At 57.2% G+C, this 23,758-nt stretch carries 24 protein-coding genes, 1 tRNA gene and 1 pseudogene; 15 read left to right on the top strand and 11 right to left on the bottom strand.

Annotation, left to right across the window (positions count from 1 at the left end):
• Window positions 1-231 precede the first annotated feature (231 nt).
• The 3 genes from GS605_RS00110 to GS605_RS00120 all read right to left on the bottom strand — a co-directional run bounded on the left by GS605_RS00110 (window position 232) and on the right by GS605_RS00120 (window position 1,893).
• Window positions 232-1,065 (bottom strand): copper resistance D family protein, encoded by an 834-nt coding sequence (locus GS605_RS00110; RefSeq protein WP_371807715.1) that lies wholly within the window; start codon window positions 1,063-1,065, stop codon window positions 232-234.
• A gap of 44 nt (window positions 1,066-1,109) precedes the next feature.
• Window positions 1,110-1,400 carry a copper resistance protein CopC gene (locus GS605_RS00115; RefSeq protein WP_371807733.1) on the bottom strand — a complete coding sequence of 97 codons (291 nt, stop codon included), beginning with the start codon at window positions 1,398-1,400 and terminating at the stop codon, window positions 1,110-1,112.
• 61 nt (window positions 1,401-1,461) lie between these two features.
• Entirely contained in the window at window positions 1,462-1,893 is a 432-nt protein-coding gene (locus tag GS605_RS00120; protein ID WP_171634577.1) for a cytochrome c, read from the bottom strand.
• Between the two features lie 855 nt (window positions 1,894-2,748).
• Here GS605_RS00120 and GS605_RS00125 point away from each other — a divergent pair.
• Window positions 2,749-3,992 (top strand): annotated as a pseudogene (locus tag GS605_RS00125) (IS3 family transposase); the annotation flags it as partial.
• A 444-nt stretch (window positions 3,993-4,436) separates the two neighbouring features.
• On the opposite strand, the gene GS605_RS00130 reads toward GS605_RS00125, so the two are convergent.
• The 4 genes from GS605_RS00130 to GS605_RS00145 form a co-directional block, all read right to left on the bottom strand.
• A complete protein-coding gene (locus GS605_RS00130; protein ID WP_171722716.1) occupies window positions 4,437-5,204 on the bottom strand; it encodes a hypothetical protein in 768 nt (255 codons plus the stop codon).
• Window positions 5,201-5,830, bottom strand: a complete 630-nt coding sequence (locus GS605_RS00135; protein ID WP_171722717.1) for a hypothetical protein — start codon at window positions 5,828-5,830, stop codon at window positions 5,201-5,203. The genes GS605_RS00130 and GS605_RS00135 overlap by 4 nt, the downstream gene beginning before the upstream one ends.
• Before the next feature lie 664 nt (window positions 5,831-6,494).
• A tRNA-Ala gene (locus GS605_RS00140) sits at window positions 6,495-6,570 on the bottom strand.
• Between the two features lie 143 nt (window positions 6,571-6,713).
• Window positions 6,714-7,040: a TIGR02300 family protein gene (locus tag GS605_RS00145; RefSeq protein WP_171634574.1), complete on the bottom strand. Its 327-nt coding sequence runs from the start codon at window positions 7,038-7,040 to the stop codon at window positions 6,714-6,716.
• Window positions 7,041-7,140: 100 nt separating this feature from the next.
• Here GS605_RS00145 and GS605_RS00150 point away from each other — a divergent pair, with 100 nt between their 5' ends.
• The 3 genes from GS605_RS00150 (at window position 7,141) to GS605_RS00160 (ending at window position 9,758) form a co-directional block, all read left to right on the top strand.
• Window positions 7,141-7,836, top strand: coding sequence for a M48 family metallopeptidase (locus GS605_RS00150; RefSeq protein ID WP_253283225.1), 696 nt, complete (start codon window positions 7,141-7,143; stop codon window positions 7,834-7,836).
• A gap of 30 nt (window positions 7,837-7,866) precedes the next feature.
• Window positions 7,867-8,514 carry a GntR family transcriptional regulator gene (locus tag GS605_RS00155; protein ID WP_170346010.1) on the top strand — a complete coding sequence of 216 codons (648 nt, stop codon included), beginning with the start codon at window positions 7,867-7,869 and terminating at the stop codon, window positions 8,512-8,514.
• 113 nt (window positions 8,515-8,627) lie between these two features.
• Window positions 8,628-9,758, top strand: a complete 1,131-nt coding sequence (locus GS605_RS00160; RefSeq protein WP_171634569.1) for a lytic murein transglycosylase — start codon at window positions 8,628-8,630, stop codon at window positions 9,756-9,758.
• 3 nt (window positions 9,759-9,761) lie between these two features.
• Here GS605_RS00160 and GS605_RS00165 read toward each other — a convergent pair whose 3' ends face one another.
• A complete protein-coding gene (locus GS605_RS00165; protein WP_171634566.1) occupies window positions 9,762-10,724 on the bottom strand; it encodes an acetyl-CoA carboxylase carboxyltransferase subunit alpha in 963 nt (320 codons plus the stop codon).
• A gap of 110 nt (window positions 10,725-10,834) precedes the next feature.
• Here GS605_RS00165 and GS605_RS00170 point away from each other — a divergent pair, with 110 nt between their 5' ends.
• Window positions 10,835-10,987 carry a hypothetical protein gene (locus GS605_RS00170; protein WP_171722719.1) on the top strand — a complete coding sequence of 51 codons (153 nt, stop codon included), beginning with the start codon at window positions 10,835-10,837 and terminating at the stop codon, window positions 10,985-10,987.
• On the opposite strand, the gene GS605_RS00175 is transcribed toward GS605_RS00170, so the two are convergent.
• Entirely contained in the window at window positions 10,963-11,559 is a 597-nt protein-coding gene (locus tag GS605_RS00175) for a LysE family translocator (RefSeq protein WP_171118858.1), read from the bottom strand. The genes GS605_RS00170 and GS605_RS00175 overlap by 25 nt on opposite strands.
• Before the next feature lie 73 nt (window positions 11,560-11,632).
• Between GS605_RS00175 and GS605_RS00180 the strand changes: the two genes are divergently transcribed.
• The gene (locus tag GS605_RS00180; RefSeq protein ID WP_171722720.1) at window positions 11,633-12,085 is read left to right on the top strand and encodes an Lrp/AsnC family transcriptional regulator; all 453 of its coding nucleotides are present in this window, start codon (window positions 11,633-11,635) and stop codon (window positions 12,083-12,085) included.
• Window positions 12,086-12,204: 119 nt separating this feature from the next.
• Window positions 12,205-12,783, top strand: coding sequence for a PA14 domain-containing protein (locus GS605_RS00185; RefSeq protein ID WP_171722721.1), 579 nt, complete (start codon window positions 12,205-12,207; stop codon window positions 12,781-12,783).
• A 42-nt stretch (window positions 12,784-12,825) separates the two neighbouring features.
• Here GS605_RS00185 and GS605_RS00190 read toward each other — a convergent pair whose 3' ends face one another.
• A complete protein-coding gene (locus GS605_RS00190) occupies window positions 12,826-13,788 on the bottom strand; it encodes an L-malyl-CoA/beta-methylmalyl-CoA lyase (RefSeq protein WP_171722722.1) in 963 nt (320 codons plus the stop codon).
• Between the two features lie 295 nt (window positions 13,789-14,083).
• Here GS605_RS00190 and dgcN point away from each other — a divergent pair, with 295 nt between their 5' ends.
• The 3 genes from dgcN to GS605_RS00205 all read left to right on the top strand — a co-directional run bounded on the left by dgcN (window position 14,084) and on the right by GS605_RS00205 (window position 16,997).
• The gene (gene dgcN / locus GS605_RS00195; RefSeq protein ID WP_171722723.1) at window positions 14,084-15,085 is read left to right on the top strand and encodes an N-acetyltransferase DgcN; all 1,002 of its coding nucleotides are present in this window, start codon (window positions 14,084-14,086) and stop codon (window positions 15,083-15,085) included.
• A gap of 75 nt (window positions 15,086-15,160) precedes the next feature.
• Window positions 15,161-16,126 carry an N-acetyl-D-Glu racemase DgcA gene (dgcA, locus tag GS605_RS00200; RefSeq protein ID WP_171722724.1) on the top strand — a complete coding sequence of 322 codons (966 nt, stop codon included), beginning with the start codon at window positions 15,161-15,163 and terminating at the stop codon, window positions 16,124-16,126.
• 10 nt (window positions 16,127-16,136) lie between these two features.
• The gene (locus GS605_RS00205; protein WP_152459035.1) at window positions 16,137-16,997 is read left to right on the top strand and encodes a D-amino-acid transaminase; all 861 of its coding nucleotides are present in this window, start codon (window positions 16,137-16,139) and stop codon (window positions 16,995-16,997) included.
• Between the two features lie 223 nt (window positions 16,998-17,220).
• Here GS605_RS00205 and GS605_RS00210 read toward each other — a convergent pair whose 3' ends face one another.
• The gene (locus GS605_RS00210; protein WP_171722725.1) at window positions 17,221-18,123 is read right to left on the bottom strand and encodes a LysR substrate-binding domain-containing protein; all 903 of its coding nucleotides are present in this window, start codon (window positions 18,121-18,123) and stop codon (window positions 17,221-17,223) included.
• Window positions 18,124-18,295: 172 nt separating this feature from the next.
• Between GS605_RS00210 and ugpB the strand changes: the two genes are divergently transcribed.
• The 5 genes from ugpB to GS605_RS00235 all read left to right on the top strand — a co-directional run bounded on the left by ugpB (window position 18,296) and on the right by GS605_RS00235 (window position 23,400).
• On the top strand, window positions 18,296-19,606 hold the full coding sequence (gene ugpB, locus GS605_RS00215) for a sn-glycerol-3-phosphate ABC transporter substrate-binding protein UgpB (RefSeq protein ID WP_171722726.1): 1,311 nt from the start codon (window positions 18,296-18,298) through the stop codon (window positions 19,604-19,606).
• Window positions 19,607-19,667: 61 nt separating this feature from the next.
• Window positions 19,668-20,549: a sn-glycerol-3-phosphate ABC transporter permease UgpA gene (ugpA, locus tag GS605_RS00220; RefSeq protein WP_152459032.1), complete on the top strand. Its 882-nt coding sequence runs from the start codon at window positions 19,668-19,670 to the stop codon at window positions 20,547-20,549.
• A 20-nt stretch (window positions 20,550-20,569) separates the two neighbouring features.
• Entirely contained in the window at window positions 20,570-21,406 is an 837-nt protein-coding gene (gene ugpE, locus GS605_RS00225) for a sn-glycerol-3-phosphate ABC transporter permease UgpE (protein WP_152459916.1), read from the top strand.
• A 3-nt stretch (window positions 21,407-21,409) separates the two neighbouring features.
• A complete protein-coding gene (locus GS605_RS00230) occupies window positions 21,410-22,465 on the top strand; it encodes a sn-glycerol-3-phosphate import ATP-binding protein UgpC (protein WP_171722727.1) in 1,056 nt (351 codons plus the stop codon).
• Window positions 22,465-23,400, top strand: coding sequence for a glycerophosphodiester phosphodiesterase family protein (locus GS605_RS00235; RefSeq protein WP_171634543.1), 936 nt, complete (start codon window positions 22,465-22,467; stop codon window positions 23,398-23,400). The genes GS605_RS00230 and GS605_RS00235 overlap by 1 nt, the downstream gene beginning before the upstream one ends.
• The last annotated feature ends 358 nt before the right edge of the window (window positions 23,401-23,758 follow it).

The following is a 23,758-nucleotide window of genomic DNA, read 5'->3' on the forward strand; positions in this document are numbered from 1 at the left end:
GGCAGGTCGCGTGTTGATGGTTCGAAAGACAGGCGGTGAGCAAGCTTGATTTCTTACGGTTGACCGGCGGGCAGGTGGCACTGTTTGAACCCTGTTTGCCAAAGCCCAATGGCTAGGCCCCGCGGCAAGGGTCGGCGGGCCCTGAGTGGGATTGTCTTCCTTGTTCGCATCGGATCGTGCACCGCCGCTGCCGTTGCTGCACACTGCGCGCGCACCGGTGTCTGGCCCGCTCTAATGGCCCGAATTCGGAAGCGCCAGAACACTCGTGAGTGTTGCCGTTGTTGCCAGCACCACCAACACCATCAATGCCTCAACCTGGATGGAGCGGGCGAGGCGTTGCGCTGCCTTGACCTCTCCACCTTGCATGGCCGGAACAAATCGGAGCTTGTTTGCGGCGGCAAGAAACAACAGCAGCGCCACAAAAAACACTTTGAGCAACAACGCCTGCCCGTAGCCAGTGAACAGCAGCTCTTGGAGATTGCCGACAAGCAACCAGGCCATCCAAAGGCCCGCCACGATCAACGCCGGCACAAGCCAAGTGGCAGCTTGCCCAAAGACATGACCGAGTTCAGCAGCATCCTTCAGGTGTTCAGGAGCAAGGGCCAGATTCCGCAGCGGGCTGAAGATGCCCACCCAGAAAGCTACACACAACAGGTGCAGCAGGAGCAGGAGCTGGATACCAAAGCTCTCCAGTTCCGGCACGTGCCCGATCTGCGCAAACGACCACAGAGCGATCGTGCCACCCAACAGCGCGATCCACTGACCAAAGCGAGGAACGGACAGCCCCACAAGGATCAACGATGCGCCAGAAAGGCGATAAACAAGTGCGTCGCCCACGGATGTCTGCCACAGCAGGCCAAGCATCTTCGGATCGACCATGCCGTCAACCCCGCCTGTCAAGGCGGCCCCACGAAGCAAGAAGCCAACTGCTGTCGCGACAAGAGCAAGCCATGCCAAGGCCCTGGCATGGCGCGTCATCGCAAGGTTCACCGGCGCGACAAGGCCGGAATAGAGGCATCCAACAATCACAAGCCCGGCGGAGCCCGCAAAGCCGATGTAGAGCACCAGCTTTGCAAGGATCGCGCCAATCGCCCAGATGTCTGGCATGCTCAATCCACGGTAAAGGAAAACGCGCCCTGCATCGCATGGCCGTCTTCACCCAAACCGCGCCATTCGATGACATAGGTGCCCGTTCCATTGCTCGGCAGTGGGATCGTGAACGCCTGACCAAAAATTGTCTGGTCACCCAAATCCAAGCTTACTGCCGAGTGTTCTTCATGGGCCATCTCTATCCGTGTCAGCCGGATGTTTTTTGAGAAGTTGAGGCCAATTTCAGCAGGCACATCCGTTATCCTGGAGCCGTTGGCAGGGGTTGTTTCTTCGACCTTGGAATGCGCCAGTGCGCCGTTGGCAAGCGCAACCATAAGCGCAATTGTCATGATCTTCTTCATTGGGTTACCCTCAGTTTATTCCGTTGGCACGCTGGATTTCGCGAATGTAGGCGATCACCATGGCAACGTCACCTCGTGTCAGCCCCTCCACGGGCGGCATGTCGCCAAATTGCCAATGGTGGCTTCTTACACCTTGTGAAACCGCCCTCTGAAAGGCTTCATCCGCATGGTGACTGGGTTCGTATATTTTGTGGATCAGGGGCGGCCCCGCACCCTCTACACCGACCGCGTTGGCGCCGTGGCATGACGCGCAGGAGACCTCAAAAACACGCTGGCCGATTGCGGCATTGCCTTCGATGGTCGGCATCCGAATTGCGACCATGGCGTCGCCTATGCGTGTTTCATGCGGTGTGGCTTCTTCGATTCCGCCGGGGCGAAGAGTTATGAAAGCGGCGACCGCAGCGACAGTGCATGCGCCGATTAGAAAGTGACTTTTATTCATGGATTGGTCCTGACATTTTGGAAGCTGGTAACGCTGCGGCACATCGCGAACAGCCGCACGTGCTGGTCGCGTACATCCGCAGGGAATTGCGCTGCTTCAAAGGTCAGGGGGCCTGTAGATTGCGCCCGGTTCACTCAGCTTGACTTGGGTTCCAGCATGGAGCTCCGGGTCAGTATCACGCCGACCCTTGGTATCTTCACTGACTTGGAACGGCAATGCAACGGCTTGGCAGATAAAGGGATTGCACTCTCCGGTTTCGGAACTCTCCGGATCATGATGATGACCTGAAGCCGAGACGTCTTCGCTCGTTGCCAATGCAGAGTGTTCGGAAGGTTGCGTATGGTGCTCACAGTGAAGGCCCACGCAGCCCTTCGACAGCGCGTGCGCAACACCGCCAATGCCGGTCAGGATGACCAGAACGCCAACCAATAGAACAAGTGAATATCGCCGGATGACCATGGTGCTGGACGCTAATGCACGGGAGCGCCCGTGACAACGCCATACAGTTCATCCCCCCGGAACAAGATCGCTTACTGGTGGTCTGAGATGCAAAATAGCAAACCGTGTCTGCGATGCGGTTTTGTGCGCTGCATTCTCACCTTAGTCTTCATGGCCCAATTCGCAGTATCGAATGGTATCAATCATGCGCTCCCTCTGAGACTCATTGAAAAGGCTGAATTTATCCCACGCGCCTTTGTCCTTGCCAAAGCACTCTTGAGACCCCGGGCATCATTGTGCGTAGTTCATGCCCGACTGTTATTTGTGCTTTTTGTCTGACGTCAGCGCCAATGGGACAGTTTAGGTCGATTTAATAAGAGAGGGTTTCTGGCACATCGTAACCACCAAGGAGTGGAGATGAGACAGAAACCCGGAACCAAGCAAAGCCACGGTGAGAAGGTCGTCAAAGACATCCGTCGCGCCACACGCAAACAGTATTCAGCGGAGGAGAAGATCAGGATCGTGCTGGACGGCCTGAAGGGCGAGGATAGCATTGCTGAGCTGTGCCGCCGCGAAGGCATTGCCCAGAGCCTGTATTACAGTTGGTCCAAGGAATTCCTTGAGGCTGGAAAGAAGCGTCTGGCTGGCGACACGGCCCGTGCAGCTACTTCGACCGAAGTCAAAGACCTGCGTCGGGAATCCCGCGATTTGAAAGAGGCCGTCGCTGAGCAGGCCTTGGAACTTCGACTGCTCGAAAAAGAGCATGATTGCGCCCTCTCGGCAGCATGCTTTGCATGCGCCTGTCAGGTGACAGATGGGGGCGACGACGAATGAGGTACCCCGCATCTGAGAAACTGGAGATCATCCGCCTCGTCGAAGGCTCGCACCTGCCGACAGGGCGCACGTTGGACAAGCTCGGTATTCCTAGAACGACCTTCTATCGCTGGTACGACCGGTATCTGGCCGGTGGCCCCGAAGCGCTTGAGGATCGCAGTCCCAAGCCATCGCGGGTCTGGAACCGCATTCCCGAGCCGGTTCGTGAGAAGGTCAAGGACCTGGCCCTGAAGGAAAGCGATCTGTCGCCACGTGAGCTGGCCGTGCGCTTCACCGACGTGGAAAAGTATTTTGTGTCAGAGGCTTCGGTCTATCGCATCCTCAAGTCCTACAACCTGATCACCAGCCCATCCTATGTGGTTCTGTCCGCCGCTGACAAGTTCCACGACAAGACCACACGGCCGAACCAGCTCTGGCAGACCGACTTCACCTACCTGAAAGTGATCGGCTGGGGCTGGTTCTACCTATCGACGATCCTCGACGACTACAGCCGTTACATCATCGCGTGGAAGCTCTGCACGACGATGAAGGCCTGCGACGTAACCGACACGTTGGACCTGGCGCTGCAAGCCTCAGGGGGCGATCAGGCGACGGTCCTGCACAAACCAAGGCTGCTCAGTGACAACGGGTCCAGTTACATCTCCAGCGAGTTGGCCGATTGGCTGGAATATCGGCAGATGGATCATGTTCGAGGTGCCCCGTATCACCCGCAAACTCAGGGGTAGATCGAGCGATGGCATCAGACTTTGAAAAACCGCATCCTGCTGGAAAACTGCTACCTGCCCAGTGATCTCCGGCAAAAGATCGATGCCTTCGTCGATCACTATAAAGTGACCGTTGTGAAAGGCAGCTTTGACGGGCCGCATTGCAGCATTACCCAAGCGAATCCAAAGTATGCTATGGGCCGGCCACAGAACTTTGCGGAGCCCGTCAGACGCCCGGCGGATCGGCGTCGCGAGAGTGAGGTAACGATAAACAGTGATCCCCTGACCACATGTGAAGCCATCCAGATGGCAATCTGTGTCGAATTCAGAATTTCACTGTCGCAATTCACCGGCGCCGGTCGGACAAGGGATGTGACTGTTCAACGCCTTCTCCCGGCCCGGATGATCAGGGCGCGAACAAACACGAGCCTACCAGAGATTCCAATGGCGTCTGGCTTCACCTCTCTCGGGTGGAGGTGGGTGGCGAAATCGGTCAGATCGGCATTGCCACGGTGCCCGAGTGGTTGGCTATCGAGAAGGAATTGATTTAACTGATTTCGATCTGCGTCATTCGCTTGCACAATTTGACCGATCGGCGTTGAATTTCACACATTGAGGTGAGTGGATTAAAAGCCTTGTCCTGGTGACTCTTTCGACTCGGGACTGGTCGCATCCGCAGAATACGGCCTCGGTGTTGTCTGGTTCAACGGGAACAGGCCCGATGGATTGTGGGCCGGCGTTTAGTGTGTAGCGATTTGCCACATCGTTAGAGTTCACTAAGCAATCAGGAAACCTTTTCATGAAAACGTCAAGAAGCTGCTCTGGTTCAACTCCGTCGGTTTTGAAATCCGAACAAAACAACAATGCAGTAGGTTTCCCAGACTCCCAGTCGACCGCTACTCCCTCGGAACGCATCAATGCCAACATATCGTTCGCATACGCATAACCGGGCCCGCCTTCTGAAACATCTCGGAATCGTGGATCGTATTGGGGCGGTTCCGATGGAAGAAGCAGTGCAAGTAATCCAGCTACTGAAGACCCCCCATAGAGAAAGAACTTTATAACTTCTTTGACGGCGTCATCTCTAATGTCCTGAAATATTTTGACTATGTACCAAATAAGGCGCTTGAACGGATTGCTCCAACTTGGGGGGGGATCGGGTGCGTGGTCTCCATCCCCGCCACCGTTACCATTGTCGCCACCCCCACCGTCGCCGCCGTGGCTAACTTCGTCTCGATCTCCTGTATCGCCGCTACCGCCTGTTTCACGGTCGGCTAATTTGGGGTTTTGTTCGATCGCATTGGGTTTCGACTTTCTTTCGTCTTCATCAGTCATCGGGAATTCTCTACCGGCAGGAAAAGGATTTCGACTGAACTTCCGCGCTCATTCACAAATACCAGTTGAGGTAGGAATAACTCTTCAACGGTCACATTGCCTTTCAAAAAACTGTTTAAGCTCTCCAAAGCATCCGGGGGAGACGCCACCCACGCACATCGTGCACCGAAAAAAGACAAGTCCGCATCATGGGCGTCTCCAAAGAAGATGGCTTGACCTTCCTTTAACGCAGTCATGCGAATGCAGGCTTCTATACCTTCTTGGGCTTCGCTCGTTAGTAGCTCGTCGTCAGGCGTATCCTCTGGTGATGCGGCAGCCAGCAACAGCGCGATGCTTTTTGCAATGTCTTCGGAGTTCGTTGAACTCCCACTCGAAATAGCGTTTCTAGCTAAATCGAGAGCATTGAATACCTCCGATTGGGGAGGGCTCCCTGCCGTCACACCTTCTACCGAGAAGCGACATATCTTACTGCTGGTATCGACGGCTATAGTCATGGAAAGACTGTCCGGCCATCCGATCCTTGCTTCACTGTCCACAGCATTGCACACGTCTCGGGCGGCATAAGCCTGGTCAAAGAAGATCGTAGAAAAAATAATTGTTAAGAGTCCAAAACAATATCGATACATTTAATCACCCAAAAAACAAAAAATTCTTAATTGCCTGAAATTACCACAAAACTCGGTAATTTGACACTTTCATCAGAGGACACCGTTCGTGACTGGCATCGTTTAAGGTTAACGTTGATAAAAGGAGTCCTGCCGATTCATAACTTGGCACAATAGAGAGGTGCGCCCTACAAGATGTAGTGGCGCATTTTACGTTTCAGGGAGGCAGTTATGCACCCGCGCCGGGGAAAGCCCGACATTCCGAAATTCTCAGATTTCCATGGGGACGCGCCTCGGACAGCCCATGGTCACAGATTCTCCGGGCGCGCAGGTAGAGTGGGCGACGGCCCTAGGTGCCAGAGGGGACGTGAAACAGGTCAGTAGGCACAGGTTGCTGGTTCAAGTCCTGCTCGCCATGGCGGTAGCTCAAGGGGATAGAGCGGTGCTGAATACCTGCCCATGAATTCCACCCCAACTAACTTGTTTGGGGTAGCCCGTCAGCCCTGGTTGGCGGGTTTTACTATTCAAAGCCAACCCTCCGGATTCTTCCCCTAGGTCACTGAGAACTGGCTTTGACTAACACAGTTGCGGGTCGCATGCAGCGCCCGAAAGGTCGCGTTGGCCAGAAAATGGAAGAAACACGCGAGTTAATGGAAGAACTATGGAGAGTTTTTCAAGTGCGGGATGGTGGAGCCTAGGGGAGTCGAACCCCTGACCTCTTGCATGCCATGCAAGCGCTCTCCCAACTGAGCTAAGGCCCCATCTAAGTACCGCTGATGCGGTGGACGGACGTTTAGGAGACAGTGACGACGAGTGCAAGTCCAAAAATGGAATCGAACGCGAATTTCCGCACTAAGCTGTCCGTGGAACGAAAAAGGCGACCCTGTGGTCGCCTTTGACTTGATCAGTTTTCGTCTTCCGAAGACATGTCGGTGATATCATCCAGCGACACGTCATCACTGGTGTCATCATCGTCATCCAGCAGATCGTCATCCAGTTCGACGTCGACAGAGTCGTCGTCATCCAGAACCAGATCCTCTTCCGACGCGTTTTCACGCGCTTTGACCGAGGCGGCATCTTCTGCATCGGCCGCGATCATGCGGCTTTTGGATGTTTCAAGCTCCACGATCTCGCCAGTGTAGGGGCTGATGATCGGGTCCTTGTTCAGGTCGTAGAATCGCTTACCGGTGGTCGGGCAAACGCGCTTTACGCCCCATTCTTCCTTGGGCATGTCAAATCCCCTTGATATCAGGTGAGTCGTCTAAATGATTCAGCTCACCTGCCACAGGCAGAGAGCACTGTCAAAGTCTTTGCGCAAGAGAGGTCGCGATATGGGAAAGCATGCACTGCCAGGGACACCACCGGTGCCGCTGAGGCTGCGCAAATCCGCCCGGGCGCGGCGCATCAGTTTGCGAATTTCTCAACTGGATGGCAGGGTTACGCTGACCTATCCGGTCGGTGTGCCTGAATCCGAGGCGCTGAGTTTCGCACGTACCAAGGAAGAGTGGATTCGCCAGCATTTGCAGGACAGGCCGGAAACGGCCGTGGTGCAGTTCGGACAGAGAATACCGATTGAAGGCATTGTCCGGCGAATCGTGCCCGCCAAGGGTCGGCGTGTTCAGTTGATGGCGGATGAGGTCGCAGTGCCCGAAGGGGCCGAGGCGCGCAGATTGGCCCGGTTTCTGAAGGAATTGGCGCGGGATCGATTGATCGGCGCGTGTGATGATTACGCGGCAATGCTGGGGCGGTCGTACAGCACGCTCGGCCTGCGCGACACGCGGTCACGTTGGGGATCATGCAGTTCACAGGGTGGATTGATGTTCTCGTGGCGGCTCATTCTCGCGCCGTCCGAGGTGCTGCGCTATGTGGCCGCGCATGAAGTGGCGCATCTTGTCGAGATGAACCACTCGCCCGCGTTCTGGGAACAGGTGGAAAGCATTTTCGGCCCCTGCCAGCAACCCCGCCGCTGGTTGCGTGACAATGGGGCAGAGCTGCATCGTTACAGGTTTGACGCAAAGCCGAGTTGACCTTGCACTGTTTTGTGATCACATAAGCGGATGTTGAGCACACGCCCGTCTGACACCCAAACTGCCACTCATGACCGGGTGTACCGAGCCCTGAGGTCTCGAATCATGCATGGTGAGATGGCGCCGGGACAGGCGCTGACCTTGCGTGGCATCGGCAAGGAATTCGGCGTCTCGATGACCCCGGCGCGAGAGGCCGTGCGCCGTCTGGCCGCCGAGGGGGCTTTGTTCCTGTCCAATTCCGGCCGGGTCTCGACACCTGAGTTGACCAACGACCGGATAGAAGAATTGGCGGCGTTGCGCGCGTTGCTGGAAGTCGAGCTGGCCAGCCGGGCTTTGCCCCGGGCGCATATTGCGCTGATCGACCGCTTGCAGACCATCAACATGACCGTTGCCGAGATGGTGACCAAGCGGGACGCGGTTGGGTACATCCGTTCAAATCTGGAATTTCACCGCACCCTTTACCTGCGCGCTCAGGCGCCCGCGATGTTGGCCATTGCCGAAACGGTCTGGCTGCAACTCGGGCCGACGATGAGGGCGCTTTACGGGCGTCTCAGGCGCACTGAGCCACCGCATTATCACAAGCTGATCATTGCGGCCCTCAAGGCCGGGGACGAACCGGGCTTGCGCCTGGCGGTCCGTTCGGACGTGACGCAGGGATTGCGCTTGCTGGTGAGCTGAGCGGCATCCCGCCGACATTCCCGCGCCTACTGCTCAAGGTTTCACCGTTCTGGCCTGTTCAGTCCGACTGGGTTACTCTTGAGGCAAATCACAAACAAGAGCAGACCACAGCCATGATCACTCGACGGACTTTTTCCATTTGCCTTGGATCAACATTGTTGGCCGCCTGCACGGGTGGCGGTGCGCCATCCAGCGCGCCTGCATCGCGTATGCGGGCTGTTCCCAATGCGGGTTGGGATGCCTGGGTTGCCGGGTTCAAGGGCAGGGCGGCATCGCAAGGTATTTCACAATCCACGATTGACCGCGCCTTTCAGGGGGCAGGGTATCTGCCCGATGTAATCGAGCGCGACCGCAATCAGGTAGAGTTCAAACGCTCGCTCGAAGACTACCTGGCCATTGCCGCTTCGGACGAGCGGATCAGCACCGGCCAGAAGATGCTGCGGCAATACAACGGGACGCTGTCGCAGATCGAGGCGCAGTACGGGGTGGACAAGGAAATCGTCGTTGCAGTGTGGGGGCTGGAAAGCCGCTATGGCGCGCGTCGCGGCGATGTGCCCGTTGTGTCAGCCCTGTCGACGCTGGCCTATGACGGGCGGCGTGGTCAGTTCTTTGAAAGCCAGTTGATCGCGGCGCTCAAGATCCTTCAGAATGGTGACACCACGCCAGACAGGATGACCGGCAGCTGGGCCGGTGCGATGGGGCACACGCAGTTCATTCCAACCTCTTACCTGGCCTATGCCGTGGATTTCACCGGCGACGGGCGGCGCGATATCTGGTCGGACGATCCGACGGATTCGCTGGCTTCGACCGCTGCTTACCTGTCGCGCGCAGGCTGGGTGCGGGGGCAGCCTTGGGGGGGCGAGGTCGGAACCGTTTCCGGCACGCCGGTCGCCGTGCTGCAACCGCAGAAACCCGGGCCGCGCATTGCCGTCTTCCGCAATTTTCAGGTCATCAAGCGCTATAACAATTCGGACAGTTACGCGATCGGGGTCGGTCATCTGGCGGACAGAATCGCCGGTGGCGCGCCGTTTCAGGCCTCGTTCGGGCCAGATGCAAACGGTCTGACATTGGACGACCGCAAGGAATTGCAACGGCGGCTGACATCCCAAGGGTATGATACGAAAGGCGCGGATGGGGTGATCGGCAAAAACACGACGTCTGCCATCAGCGCGTATCAAAGCGCCAATGGCCTGGCGGTCACCGGAGAACCCTCGGTTGCGTTGTTGCGCAGGTTGGGCGGCTGACGGTTACGCCGCCAACCCTTTCGAGCCGATATCGAGGAATTTTTGACGGCGGTCCTGTATCAGGGTCGCCGCGTCTTTGCCGTCCAGTTCCGCCAGCATATCGGTGAGAGCCGTGCGTACAGCCTCGACAGCGGCCGGACGATCGCGATGCGCGCCGCCCTTGGGTTCAGGGATGATCCGGTCGCAAACGCCAAGCTTGTGAAGATCCTGAGCGGTCAGACGCAGCGCCTCGGCTGCTTCACGCATCTTTTCTGCATCTTTCCAAAGAATCGATGCGCAACCTTCCGGCGAGATCACCGAATAGACCGAGTGTTCCAGCATTGCCACGCGGTTGGCGGAGGCAAAGGCCACGGCCCCGCCCGAGCCGCCTTCGCCGATGATGACCGACACCAGGGGCACGCCGATCTTCAGACACATCTGGGTCGAGCGGGCAATCGCTTCGGACTGACCGCGTTCCTCGGCGCCTTTGCCGGGATAGGCGCCCGCGGTGTCGATCAGGGTGATCACTGGCAGGCCGAACCGCCCGGCCATCTCCATCAGCCGGACCGCCTTGCGATAGCCTTCGGGACGGGCCATGCCGAAATTTCGTTCGATCCGCGATTTGGTGTCGCTGCCTTTTTCATGGCCGATCACCATGACGGGTTGATCGTTGAAACGTGCAAGCCCGCCGATCACCGCCAGATCATCGGCAAAATTGCGATCTCCGGCCAGAGGGGTGAATTCGGTAAACAGGGCATTGACGTAATCGTTGCAATGCGGGCGTTCCGGGTGTCGGGCGACCTGGCATTTCCGCCATGGGGTCAGGTCGGCATAAAGCTCATCCAGAAGCTTGGCGGCTTTGGCGTCCAACGCGGCGGCTTCTTCGGTTACGTCCATCTCTTCGTTGGTGCGGGCCAACGCACGCAGTTCTTCAGCCTTGCCTTCAATTTCAGCCAGCGGTTTTTCGAAATCCAGATACTGGGTCATGACGCCTCTCAACGCGAAAGTTCCCTGCTATATGGCCTGACGGTGCTCCGGATGCAACTCGGCAAGGAAGATGTTCGATTTCAGATGGGCGACTGGAAAAACGGATACTGATGGCCACCGCCAAGAAAGACCCCGCGCTGCGCGCTCTGGCCTGCACCCACGACAAACTAACGCGGCGTCTGACCCTGTACCCACCCGACACCGCGCCCGAGGATGTGCTGGCCGAAACCTGTCTGGGTCAACTGGGCCAGAGAACGGGATAGAGCGAGGCCACAAGCAGCACCGCCATTGTCCAGTTGAACGCAACCAGCCTGCGCGGGTTCGTCAGCACCCGCGACATCTGCTGCCCGAGAAAGGTCCATGTGCTCACCGATGGCAGGTTGACCGCCCCGAAAACCAACGCCACAAGCGCAATCGCATGCAGGGTCTGACTGGGCGTGTAAGCGGTTGTGGCGGTCAGGGCCATGGCCCAGGCTTTGGGGTTCACCCACTGAAAGGCGGCGGCTTGCAAAAACGTCATGGGTGTCCCCGCTGCCAAATCGCCTGCGGCTGGCGCGGCATGCGCGATCTTCCATGCCAGATAAAGCAGATAGATCACCGATACGACCTTCAGCACTGAATAGCTGACCGGGTACCGGTCAAAGACCTGAACCAGCCCTGCACCGACCAGCAGCACCATGAGCGTGAAGCCAAGGCCAATGCCCAGCATATGCGGGATCGAACGCCGAAAGCCGAAATTCGCACCCGATGCCATCAGCATCAGATTGTTCGGCCCGGGCGTAATGGATGTCACGAAGGCAAAAGCGATGAGCGCCAGAAGGATGTCGTAAGTCATGCTGCGAAGTATCGTCTGACCGGCAGCAAATGAAATTGCTTTTTCGTGCGCATTTCCGCTATTTCTGCAACTTATGATGAAGAATGATCGGATAAATCGCCAGATATTGCACGAACTGACCCGTGATGGGCGCATCAGCAATCTGGAGTTGGCCGAACGGGTCGGGCTGTCTCCGTCCGCCTGCCTGCGTCGCGTTCAAGAGCTCGAGAAGGCCGGCGTAATCACAGGCTATCGTGCGGTTCTGAAACCGGCCGCGATGGGTGTCGGCTTTGTCGCCTATATCGGGGTCGGTCTTGGTGAACACACGAAAGCGGCGCAAGAGGGGTTCGAGCGGGCCCTGCAACAAGCCCCCGAAGTGGTCGAATGCCACAACATAACCGGTACAATCGAATACCTGCTGCGTGTCGAATGCGCCGATCTGCCGTCCTACAAGAGCTTCCATACCGAGGTGCTGGGAACGCTGCCTCATGTCACGTCGATCACATCCTATGTGGTCATGGGGTCACCCAAGGATCTGCGTGCTTAACCACTGGAAATGTGAAGCCACACTCTCTTGCAGCGCAAATTTTCAGGGCCTAGTGTCATTGTAATGACGTTGCCAGGGGAAACGCCCAGCCAAAACGGCACGCAAACAGGGAGATTACGATGAAACTCGTTCGAACAGTGGCGACCGCAGTTGCCATCTCGGTCATTGCCGGGGCTGCTTTGTCTGCCCCGTTGAAACTGCAACCTGCCAATCCACAGCCATCTCCGAAGGCGGGGTTGAATGTCAAATACTCTGGTACAGGCAATCAACACAAGAAGATCCGGGATCTGAGTCAGGCAAAAAGCATGCTGTCTAAGGCGAAGCCCGGAAAGCCGTTGCGCGGGTTGGACTACAGGGACACCAGCAAGGGTGAGGATGTCTTGACCTTCGACCAAGCCTACAACGTTGCCGCCGAGGTCACAGGCTATATGCGCTTTGACTCACCTGGCGTTTACGAGCTGGAAACCTGGTCGAATGACGGGATAGAGGCTTGGGTTGGCGGTCAGCAGATTGGCCGGGTAAATGGCATTCAGGGCTGTGAAGCCAATCAACGCACCGAAGTGGAAGTGCCCAAGGCGGGCTGGTATCCATTGAAGATCGTCTATTTCCAGAAACTGGGAACCTCTTGCCTGATGATGAAGTCAGGAAAGAAGGGGGAACGCTTCACATGGACGCCCAATGACGTTTTTGGCCGTTGAAGAATTTGAAAGGGGCGCTCGATGGAGCGCCCTTTTTATGGCTTAGCAGCCCGCCGCAATCAGTTCGGCCTGCGCCACGATGACTTCGGCCTGCTTGATTGAGGCGATGTCGACAAGGCGGCCTTTATAGACGGTTGCACCCTCACCGTTGGCTTTGGCCTGTTCCATTGCGGCCAGGATTTCGCGCGCCTCGGAAACGGCCTCATCCGACGGGGTAAAGACCTGATTGGCCAGTGCAATCTGCTTGGGGTGGATCGCCCATTTGCCGACCATGCCCAGCGTGGCCGAGCGTTTCGCCTGAGCGATGTATCCCTCATCATCGCTGAAATCCCCGAATGGCCCATCCACTGGCAGCACCCCATGGGTGCGGCAGGCGGCAACGATGGCGGCTTGGGCCCAGTGCCACGGATCGGACCAGTGTTTTTCACCCTCGCGCAGCATGTAATAGTTTTCCTGTGTGCCGCCGATGCCCGTGGTCTGCATTCCCATCGAGGCCGCAAAATCTGCGGCTCCAAGGCTCATGGCCTGCAAGCGGGGAGAGGAGGCTGCGATCTCTTCCACATGCGCGATACCGGCTGCGGATTCGATAATGACCTCGAAGCTGATCGGTTTGGTCCGGCCCCTGGCGCGTTCAATGGCGGTGACAAGGGCATCCACGGCATAGACATCCGATGCGCAGCCGACTTTGGGAATCATGATCTGGTCCAGGCGGTCGCCTGCCTGCTCCAACACGTCGACAACGTCACGATACCAATAGGGGGTATCCAATCCGTTGATGCGAACGGACATGTATTTGTTGCCCCAATCAACAGTGTTCAGGGCTTCGATGACATTGGCGCGGGCTATGTCCTTGTCCGAAGGCGCAACCGAATCCTCAAGGTCAAGGTTGATCACATCCGCAGCAGAAGCTGCCATTTTCGGGAACAGTTTGGTATTCGATCCCGGACCAAACAGTTGGCAGCGATTGGGTCGTGCAGGCGCGGCGGGTTGGATGCGAAAGCTCATCTGGACCTCGTGTGGGTAATGAAATTGCGATATTCTCGCCCAATGAGGTATTAAATTGCGCAACCTGGCGCAAGGGAGATTGTGCATCTGCGGCAATGCGGGTGCAGAATGCTGCGTGTCAGCAGCTGGGAAGTGGTGATTAAAGTTTAATCATTTTAAAAACTTCGAAGAATTTTGCGTCTTTTGTGTCCGTGGCGCAAGAATGTCGCGTACCTGCCGTGTTTGGCGGACCAAAACGCGAAACGCTCGTTTAAACGCTTCTCTAGCTTAGGCCGGAATCAAAGGAGTGACCGCAATGATCGAGACACCGTACCTGCTGTTTTTGGGCGATGCGCCCGACCAATTGGCGGCCAAAGTGGCTGTGGGCATCAAGGATTGGCGCCCGGAAAACGCCGTCGGCCAATATCGTATGGACGGCTGCAAGGCTGATCTGGGTCTGAAGGATATGACCCTGACCGAGGCCAAAGCGGCCGGCGCTAAAACGCTGGTTATCGGTGTCGCCAACCGTGGCGGTGTGATCAGCAATGCCTGGAAAGAAGTTTTGATTGAAGCGCTGGAAATGGGCTTTGATCTGGCTTCGGGCTTGCACAACCTGCTGCGCGATGAAGGTGATCTTGTTGCCGCGGCACAAACGCATGGTTGCACCTTGCATGACGTGCGTGTGCCGACTGTCGGATACCCGATCGCAAATGGCCGCAAGCGCACTGGCAAGCGTTGCCTCGCAGTCGGAACCGATTGCTCGGCAGGCAAGATGTACACGGCGATGTCGATGGATGCCGAGATGCGCAAGCGCGGCATGAAATCCACATTCCGTGCCACGGGCCAGACAGGCATCCTGATCACCGGGCAGGGTGTTCCGCTGGACGCGGTCATTGCAGACTTCATGGCTGGCTCGGTCGAATATCTGACACCGGACAATGACGAGGATCACTGGGACCACATTGAAGGGCAGGGGTCGCTGTTCCATGTCTCTTATTCGGGTGTGACCATGGCGCTGATCCATGGCGGGCAGCCCGACGCACTGATCCTGTGCCACGAACCGACCCGGACCCATATGCGTGGTCTGCCCGAGTATTCCCTGCCGACATTGGCGCAATTGCGTGACACGGCCCTGCCGCTGGCGCGGATTGCAAATCCGGCCTGTCAGGTTGCGGGTGTGTCGGTCAACACGCAGAACTTGAGCGAAGGCGACGCCAAGGCTTATCTGGCCAAGGTCGAGGAAGAGCTGGGTCTGCCCGCAACCGACCCGTTCCGCTTCGGTGCCGGTAAGCTGGTGGACGCGCTGGCCGCAATGTGATCTGAACAATGCGCCGGTGGCGGGGGTGTTTCGCCTCCGGCGTGAGTATTCCGGAAAAGATGAAGGAGCGGGTGCGTGCAGATAGAGGTCTCTCGCGATGTGTTTCAGTTGGCGCAGGTGTTTACCATCTCGCGCGGGTCACGGACCGAAGCAAAGGTGCTGACGGTGCAGGTGTCGGACGGAACGCATCAGGGCTGGGGCGAATGCGTCCCTTATGCGCGTTATGACGAAACGCTCGAGTCGGTCGAGGCCGAGATCGCCGGTCTGCCTGCTGAGTTTAGCCGTCGGTCGCTGATGGACCTGCTGCCTGCCGGTGCCGCCCGGAACGCCGTGGATTGTGCTTTGTGGGATCTGGAAAGCAAGCGCGCAGGAAAACGCGCCTGGGATTTGGCGGGCCTGCCGGTGCCCGGACCCGAGATCACGGCCTATACTCTGTCGTTGGATACTCCGGAGGCAATGCAGTCTCAGGCGGCCGAGAACGCGCACCGCCCGCTTCTGAAGATCAAGCTGGGCACGCCAGATGACATGCCCCGGCTCGAGGCCGTGCGCGCAGGTGCTCCGAACGCCAGGATCATCGTGGATGCGAACGAAGGCTGGTCGGCCGAGGTTTACGCCGACCTCGCCCCGCATCTTGTGCGTTTGGGCGTGGCACTGGTCGAGCAGCCATTGCCGGCCGGTGACGACGACGCTTTGATCGGAATGGACCGCCCGGTGCCCGTCTGCGCCGACGAGTCCTGCCATGATCGCGCCAGCCTGCCCGGGCTTAAGGGGAAATACGATGTCATCAACATCAAACTCGACAAGACCGGTGGCCTGACCGAGGCGCTTGAACTGCGCAAAGCCGCAATCGCGGAAGGGTATGACATCATGGTCGGCTGCATGGTTGGCAGTTCGCTTGCCATGGCACCCGCGACACTGTTGGCGCAGGGTGCGGTGGTGACGGACCTTGACGGCCCGCTTCTGTTGGCCGAAGACCGCGACACCCCGCTGATTTTTGACGACGCCGGAGTTCACCCGCCCGAAGCGGCGCTCTGGGGCTGAGGAGACAAACATGACCCGAACCGTTTATGTAAATGGCGAATACCTGCCCGAGACCGAGGCCAAGGTATCCATCTTTGACCGTGGCTTCCTGTTTGCAGACGCGGTTTACGAAGTGACCAGTGTGCTGGATGGCAAGCTGATCGATTTCGAGGGCCACGCGGTGCGCCTGAAGCGGTCTCTGGACGAGCTGGAGATGGCCGAGCCCTGCACCAAGGAAGAGCTGCTGGAAATCCACCGCAAGCTGGTTGATCTGAATGGCATCGAAGAGGGCCTGGTCTACCTTCAGGTTTCGCGCGGCAGTGACGGCGACCGGGATTTTGTCTTCCCTTCGGCCGATACCAAGCCAAGCCTCGTTCTGTTCACCCAGAACAAGCCCGGGCTGGCTGACAGCCCGGCGGCACGGAAAGGTGCCAAGATCATCTCTATCGAGGACATCCGTTGGGGCCGCCGCGACATCAAAACCGTGCAACTGCTTTACCCCTCGATGGGCAAGATGATGGCCAAGAAAGCGGGGTGCGACGATGCATGGCTGGTCGAGGACGGCTTTGTAACCGAGGGCACCAGCAACAACGCCTATTTCGTCAAGAACGGCAAGATCGTGACTCGCCCGCTGTCCAACGACATCCTGCACGGGATCACTCGCAAGGCCGTGCTGCGCATGGCAGCCGAAGCACAGATGGAAGTTGAAGAGCGGCTGTTTACCATCGACGAAGCCAAAGAGGCTGATGAGGCCTTCACGACCTCGGCCAGTGCTTTCGTGATGCCGGTGGTGGAAATTGACGGAGTCACGCTGGGTGATGGTACACCCGGTCCGATTGCCAAACGCCTTCGTGAAATTTACCTGGATGAAAGCCGAAAGGCCGCGATCTGAAGAAACACCATGTTGGACGGCGTTGCAGCAGACTGCAGCGGCGCCGTGTCGACATCAGTCGGGTCCAAGGGGCCGTGAATTTCGCTGTAAATCCCGCCAAGCATGAACAGTTCACATACGGCTTTCGGCCGAAAGGCAGGTCACTTACAAGGTTGAGCCGGAACACTGGTATTATCGTCGGACCAGTTCCTGCTGTGTCACAGGAATATGGTTGAAGGCGGGGTTACCCGACCTTGAAAGGGCTCAGGCTTTCCTGAAACTGTTCGATGAATTCCAGCGTTACCAATGACGGTTGCTTCAAAATTGGACGCACTAACGAGAGGGTATGCGTCAAAGACGGCTTGAATGGCCGATAACTCAATCCCCTCGACGTGTATTGGACAGCATCCAGTTCGCTAACGACCGAGACACCGACACCTTCCAGCGCCAATTCACATGCTGCCGTGAACTGCCTGACCTCGATATGCGAGTTCAATTCGACATTGGCATGTTGAAACACTTTTGAAAGCCGCCCGAAAAAGTCGCTGTCGCGTCGGGTGTGGATGATTTTGCTGTGTGCGAGATCCGCCGGAGTAATTTCGGACAGGCCTTCCAACTCGTGCCCAGTGGGGAACACGCACACCGTGCGAACGTCGATGTTCCTGCTTTCTACGGCCGGATGACCGTGAAAGCTGTCAGTGATTCCGAAATCATACTGCTCGCCGATCATCCATTCCAGAATGCGTTCAGGTCTGTCAGGTTCGATCGTCAGGGTGACACCGGGCCGATCCTTCAGGAAACCGGCAACGACTTTGGGCAAATGGCTGGTGGCAAATCCCGGCAGGCACGCGACACGGATGTGCCCTGCTTTGCGTTGCGTGATATCCTGGCTGACATCCGAAATCTGTCTCATCAATTCGAGAACGCGCTCGACACTTGGCAAGAGATAGCGAACCTCCTGCGTTGGCACCAATCGGCCTTCCCGGCGGTCAAAAAGCTGAAACCCAAGCGATTTTTCGAGATCGGACAGCAATCTGCTGACAGCTGGCTGGGTCACGCCCAGATCAGCCGCTGCGGCCGTGACAGACCCGTTGGTGGTCACGGCCATCAGGGCCTCCAACTGCCGAACTCTCAGAATTTGACTCATTGCTGATCCCGATCTGCTGCGCCATTTCATAACACTATGTTATTTTTTCACCAAGTAGATAGGCCTTGAATTATATTTTTGTAACGTTAACGTCGTGAAATCGTCATGTGGGCCGTTTACGCGTTGCGGTCGGTATTCAACGAAGCATCAACCCTGATGCATGGGAGGAATCATGAAAAAGAATCTGCTTGGCGCTCTTGCCATCACCACGGCCTTGTCCCCCTTGGCGGCAATGGCGCAAACCGAAGTCCAGTTCTGGCATGCCTTCACCGGTCGCCTTGGGGAACTTGTCAAGGGACAGGTTGAAGAATTCAACGCCAGTCAGGATGAGTTCGTCGTGGTCGAAAGCCACAAGGGCAACTACTCGGAAACCCTGAATGCCGGGATTGCTGCATTCCGGGCCGGTGAACAACCACATATTCTGATGGTGTTCGAAGTCGGCACAGCGACAATGATGTCAGCCAAAGGGGCGATCAAGCCGGTCTATGAAGTGATGGCCGAAAGCGGCGCGTCTTTTGATCCCGACGCGTATATTGGCGCAGTCAAAGGCTACTACACAACCACTGACGGAGAGATGCTGTCGCTTCCCTTCAACTCCTCGACGCCGGTCCTGTGGGTCAACCGCGATGCCATGCAAGCGGCAGGCGTTGATCCGGACACGGATCTGTCCACTTGGGAAAAAGTCGGCGAAGTGCTCGAGCAGCTGAAGGCAGGTGGCGCGGATTGCCCGCTGGTGACAGCATGGCAAAGCTGGATTCACCTTGAAAACCTTTCAGCCTATCACGATGTTCCCTTTGCCTCACGTGACAACGGATTTGCCGGTCTGGATACCGAGCTGATGCTGAACGGTCCGGTGCAGGTCGCACACCTGACCGCGATGGGTGACTGGGCCAAGGATGGCAAGTTCATCTATACCGGCCGCAGAAACGAAGGTGGTGCGAACTTCCGGTCAGGCGAGTGCGCATTGTTCACCGAAAGTTCGGCCGGATACGCCGGCATCAAGGCAGAGGCTGAGTTTGATTTCGACGTGCGTCCGCTGCCCTATTGGGAATCCGTAACCAGTGAGCCGCAAAACACCATCATCGGTGGCGCGTCTCTTTGGGTAATGGAGGGTCATGAGCCGGAAGAGTACAAGGGCGTCGGAGAGTTCCTGAGCTTCCTGTCATCACCTGACGTACAAGCGGCCTGGCACCAGAACACCGGTTACCTTCCAATCACGACAGAAGCGGGTGAGGTTACGCGTGCCGCCGGTTTTTATGACGAAAACCCGGGCACCGACGTCGCAGTGATCCAGATGACCACGAAAGAGCCGACCGCAAATTCGAAAGGCTTGCGCTTGGGATCGTTCGACCAGATCCGGGGCATCATCGACGAAGAGCTTGAGGCGATCTGGTCCGGTGAGAAGACCGCTCAGGAAGCGATGGACAGCGCGAAGGAGCGCGGCGATGCGTTGCTGCGCCGGTTCGAATCCGCCAATCAATAAGTCGTAACGTCATGCGGGCCCTTTCGGGGCCCGCATTTTCTTTCTTCGGTGGGTTTTCAGGATGGAAAAACGCGTCACCTTTCGCGGCTGGCTGTTGCCATTGGCGTTGATCGCCCCTCAGGTCATCATTTCCGCTGTTTTCTTTTTCTATCCCGCCGGTCAGGCCATCTGGCAGTCGCTGTTCATACCTGACCCGTTCGGGCTGTCCTCCCAGTTCGTGGGGCTCGGCAACTTTGAATTCCTGCTGAGTGACAAGTTTTATCGCGCCTCCTTCGTGACGACGGCGGTGTTTTCCACGCTGGTCACGTTGTGCTCGATGATCCCTGCCTTGTTTCTTGCGGTCATTGCGGATCGATTGATCAAAGGGTCCGGGGTCTATCGGACGTTGCTGATCTGGCCCTACGCTGTTGCCCCTGCGGTTGCGGGCGTTCTGTGGCTGTTCATGTTCAACACGCGCGTCGGCGTCGTGTCATGGTATCTTGGCCAGCTTGGATATGATTGGAACCACGTTCTGAACGGCACCGAAGCCATGGGGCTGGTGGTCGTTGCCTCTGCCTGGGGGCGCATAAGCTATAACTTCCTGTTCTTTTTCGCTGCCCTGCAATCCGTTCCAAGATCCGTGATCGAGGCGGCGGCGATTGACGGCGCGCATTTCTGGCGCCGATTCTTCACGATCGTGCTGCCGCTGCTGTCGCCGACGGCGTTCTTCTTGCTGGTGGTGAACGTCGTTTATGCCTTCTTCGAGACCTTTGGCGTGATCCACACGATCACCGGCGGCGGGCCGCAACAGTCGACAACAATTCTTGTCTACAAGGTATTCTCGGACGGGTTTGTGGGGCAGGACCTCGGCTCGTCTTCGGCGCAATCGGTCATCTTGCTGATCGTCGTCGGCCTGTTGACGGTCATCCAGTTCAAATACGTGGAAAAGAGGGTGCATTACTAATGGCGGCCCAACAGCACGGAATGGTCGAAAAACGCGGCGCGGGCATCTGGTTGTCCCATGCCCTCATGATCCTCGGTGTCCTGATCATATTTTTCCCGATATGGCTTGCCTTCGTGGCTTCGACCGTGACCCAGGCCGAGATCGTCTCGCCACCGATGCCTGTCGTGCCCGGCGATCAGTTCTGGGTGAACTACAAGGCGGCGCTGTTCTCGGGGGTAAATGTGCCCGTTGCCACGATGCTGTTCAACAGTCTGGTGATGGCAATCGGAATTGCAGTCGGCAAAATCATCATCTCACTGCTGTCCGCTTTCGCGATTGTCTATTTCCGCTTTCCCGGACGAACGACGTTCTTCTGGCTGATCTTCCTGACCCTGATGCTGCCGGTCGAAGTCCGCATCGTTCCGACGTTCGAAGTTGTCGCCGGGTTCGGCATGCTCAACAGCTATTACGGGCTGATCTTTCCCCTGATTGCCTCGGCCACGGCAACCTTCCTGTTCCGTCAGTTCTTTCTGACCATCCCCGATGAGCTTGCCGAGGCAGCCCGGGTCGACGGCGCGCGACCGATGCGGTTTTTCATCGATATCGTCGTCCCCATGAGCAGGACCAACATCGCCGCACTGTTCGTGATCCTGTTCATCTATGGGTGGAACCAATATCTTTGGCCGCTGCTGATCACGACCGATCCCGAAATGAATACCATCGTGATGGGTATCAAGCAGATGTTCCCGTCCGGTGACGACTTTGCGCATTGGCCGACGATCATGGCGACGTCCATTCTGGCGATGATCCCACCGGTCATCGTGGTGGTGTCGATGCAAAAGCTCTTTGTCCGTGGCCTTGTCGATAGCGAGAAGTAAGAAATGGCAACAGTTACCCTAGAGAATGTCAAAAAGAGCTTTGGCCCGACGGATGTGATCCACGGCGTTGATGTCGATATCGCCGATGGAGAGTTCATCGTGATCGTCGGCCCGTCAGGCTGCGGCAAGTCCACATTGTTGCGGATGGTGGCGGGGCTGGAAACGGTCACGTCCGGGGAAATCCGGATCGGCGGTGAACGCGCCAATGACAAAGAGCCCATGGATCGCGACATCGCCATGGTGTTCCAGAACTACGCGCTCTATCCACATATGTCCGTGCGTCAGAACATGGGGTATGGCCTGAAGATCGCGGGGCTGCCCAAGGCTCAGATCGATCAAAAGGTGACCCAGGCGGCTAAGCTGTTGCAGCTTGAACCTTTGCTGGATCGCAAGCCCAGGCAATTGTCCGGCGGTCAGCGCCAGAGGGTCGCGATGGGCCGGGCCATTGTCCGCGAGCCCGCTGTTTTCCTGTTTGACGAGCCGCTCTCGAACCTGGATGCCAAGCTTCGTGTTCAGATGCGTCTGGAAATACGCGAACTTCAGGAAAAACTTGGGATCACGTCACTTTACGTCACGCATGACCAGGTCGAAGCAATGACGATGGCGGACAGGATGATCGTGATGAACGGCGGCATCGCCGAACAGATAGGCACGCCGCTCGAGGTCTATGAAACTCCACAAACGCTGTTTGCCGCGCAATTCATCGGCAGCCCGGCAATGAACATATTCGAAGCACGGCGCCAAAACGGGGCGGTCAAGATCGGAGAAATCGAAGTCGGCCCCTCTGGGGGTCCGGACTGCGCCGTGAAGCTTGGCATAAGACCGGAGCACCTGTTGTCGGATGACAACGGCCCGCTTGAAGCCGCGATTCAGATGGCTGAACCGCTTGGGGCCAACACGTTGCTGCACGGTCACCTGTCGGGCTCTGAAAGCGCGATCACGGCAAGCCTTCCCGGTGTCCACCCGATCGAAGGACGCCATCCGATTATGCGGTTCTCGGTGGCACCTGAGAACATGCATTTGTTTGACCACGCGACAGGCAAAAGGCTGGAAGGCTGATGGCGTCTCAACAGGTTGAGGCCTTTCGCGGCGGGGAGAACCTGATCCGGGTCGTGGGGCATCGAGGGGCACGGGGCGTGTTGCCTGAAAACAGCATGATCGGCTTCGACTTTTCACTTTCCATCGGCGTCCCGCTTCTTGAATTTGACGTTGTCCTGACAGCCGATGATGTGCCGGTCATTACGCACAATCATCGTCTGCATTCGGCCAGTTTCCGTGATTGCAATGGCCTGTTTCTGACCGGGGAAGAGCCAAAAGTTTCCTCGCTGACTTACGAACAGATCCGACAATTCGATATTGGGCGTCTGGACGGCCATTCCGCCTATGGCCAACGCTTCCCGGATCAGGCGCAAATAGACGATGTTCGTGTTCCAAGGCTGTTGGATCTGCTCGATTTGGTCAATGACCCGAATTACAGTGATGCCCATTTGATGCTCGAGCTGAAGTCGGACCCCGACGTGGCCCATGATGCGCTTTACCGGGAAAACTTTGTCCGCAGAGTACTTCGGGATGTTCGCGGCAAGGGTTTATCTTCGCGCGCGGTGCTTCACAGTTTTGATTGGAACCTGTTGGCGGAGTGTCAGAGGCAAGCTCCGGAAATACCTTCATCCTACCTAACGCAACTTCCGGATAATGCCGACGATGTTGGCGAGGATTCCTCAAAATCCGTTTGCCCGGACTTTCGTGGCCGTCGCGACGAAATTCCAAACTTGGTAAAGCAGGCTGGCGGTTCGCTTTGGTGCCCGTACTTTGCGGATGTAACACCCGAAAACGTCAAGCGCGCAAAAGAGCTGGGCCTGTGCGTCGTCGTGTGGACAGTCAATGAACACGAAGATATCGGCAGGATGATCGATCTGGGAGTGGACGCAATCGTATCCGACTATCCCGGGCGGGTTCAAAGACAACTGTCGGAGTCAGGCTTCCGTTGGCAGTAGCGTACCGGTGATCCCGGCACCCCGAGGGTGACGTGGATGAATTTCTTGCGCCGATTGAAAATTGCCTCAAACAAAGGCCCTTCAGCCCGTTATCGCTCAGGATCAGTATGTTTTTTCAACATGATTTGATGAGAGCCTTTGCTCAGGACACCGTTCTTGGGCCCGCGGCTGACGGAAATCCGGAACGCTGCCCCCATTTCTCTGAGCGTCACGCTTGCGGTTGTCGGGATAGTGTTCCGTACCTTTGGGCGATGAAGAAGAATTGATACCTGCACATCAGTTCGTTCAATGCCATCAGGTTTATTTGGTATTGGTTTCGGCCATCGCTGGTCACAACCGTCATCGACGGGCCGGCGCC

The sequence above is a fragment of the Ruegeria sp. HKCCD7559 genome (assembly GCF_013110575.1).
Taxonomy (GTDB): domain Bacteria; phylum Pseudomonadota; class Alphaproteobacteria; order Rhodobacterales; family Rhodobacteraceae; genus Ruegeria.

Excerpts from the sequence above, each read along its gene's own strand:
- GS605_RS00150 (WP_253283225.1), top strand. The coding sequence starts at position 7,141 with ATGGGAAAGCATGCACTGCCAGGGACACCACCGGTGCCGCTGAGGCTG.
- GS605_RS00145 (WP_171634574.1), bottom strand. The coding sequence starts at position 7,040 with ATGCCCAAGGAAGAATGGGGCGTAAAGCGCGTTTGCCCGACCACCGGT.
- GS605_RS00130 (WP_171722716.1), bottom strand. The coding sequence starts at position 5,204 with ATGACTGATGAAGACGAAAGAAAGTCGAAACCCAATGCGATCGAACAA.
- dgcN (WP_171722723.1), top strand. The coding sequence starts at position 14,084 with ATGATCGAGACACCGTACCTGCTGTTTTTGGGCGATGCGCCCGACCAA.
- GS605_RS00175 (WP_171118858.1), bottom strand. The coding sequence starts at position 11,559 with ATGACTTACGACATCCTTCTGGCGCTCATCGCTTTTGCCTTCGTGACA.
- GS605_RS00180 (WP_171722720.1), top strand. The coding sequence starts at position 11,633 with ATGATGAAGAATGATCGGATAAATCGCCAGATATTGCACGAACTGACC.
- GS605_RS00230 (WP_171722727.1), top strand. The coding sequence starts at position 21,410 with ATGGCAACAGTTACCCTAGAGAATGTCAAAAAGAGCTTTGGCCCGACG.
- ugpB (WP_171722726.1), top strand. The coding sequence starts at position 18,296 with ATGAAAAAGAATCTGCTTGGCGCTCTTGCCATCACCACGGCCTTGTCC.
- GS605_RS00185 (WP_171722721.1), top strand. The coding sequence starts at position 12,205 with ATGAAACTCGTTCGAACAGTGGCGACCGCAGTTGCCATCTCGGTCATT.
- GS605_RS00135 (WP_171722717.1), bottom strand. The coding sequence starts at position 5,830 with ATGTATCGATATTGTTTTGGACTCTTAACAATTATTTTTTCTACGATC.
- GS605_RS00190 (WP_171722722.1), bottom strand. The coding sequence starts at position 13,788 with ATGAGCTTTCGCATCCAACCCGCCGCGCCTGCACGACCCAATCGCTGC.
- GS605_RS00120 (WP_171634577.1), bottom strand. The coding sequence starts at position 1,893 with ATGAATAAAAGTCACTTTCTAATCGGCGCATGCACTGTCGCTGCGGTC.
- GS605_RS00165 (WP_171634566.1), bottom strand. The coding sequence starts at position 10,724 with ATGACCCAGTATCTGGATTTCGAAAAACCGCTGGCTGAAATTGAAGGC.
- ugpE (WP_152459916.1), top strand. The coding sequence starts at position 20,570 with ATGGTCGAAAAACGCGGCGCGGGCATCTGGTTGTCCCATGCCCTCATG.
- GS605_RS00235 (WP_171634543.1), top strand. The coding sequence starts at position 22,465 with ATGGCGTCTCAACAGGTTGAGGCCTTTCGCGGCGGGGAGAACCTGATC.
- GS605_RS00205 (WP_152459035.1), top strand. The coding sequence starts at position 16,137 with ATGACCCGAACCGTTTATGTAAATGGCGAATACCTGCCCGAGACCGAG.
- GS605_RS00155 (WP_170346010.1), top strand. The coding sequence starts at position 7,867 with ATGTTGAGCACACGCCCGTCTGACACCCAAACTGCCACTCATGACCGG.
- GS605_RS00210 (WP_171722725.1), bottom strand. The coding sequence starts at position 18,123 with ATGAGTCAAATTCTGAGAGTTCGGCAGTTGGAGGCCCTGATGGCCGTG.
- GS605_RS00160 (WP_171634569.1), top strand. The coding sequence starts at position 8,628 with ATGATCACTCGACGGACTTTTTCCATTTGCCTTGGATCAACATTGTTG.
- GS605_RS00170 (WP_171722719.1), top strand. The coding sequence starts at position 10,835 with ATGGCCACCGCCAAGAAAGACCCCGCGCTGCGCGCTCTGGCCTGCACC.
- ugpA (WP_152459032.1), top strand. The coding sequence starts at position 19,668 with ATGGAAAAACGCGTCACCTTTCGCGGCTGGCTGTTGCCATTGGCGTTG.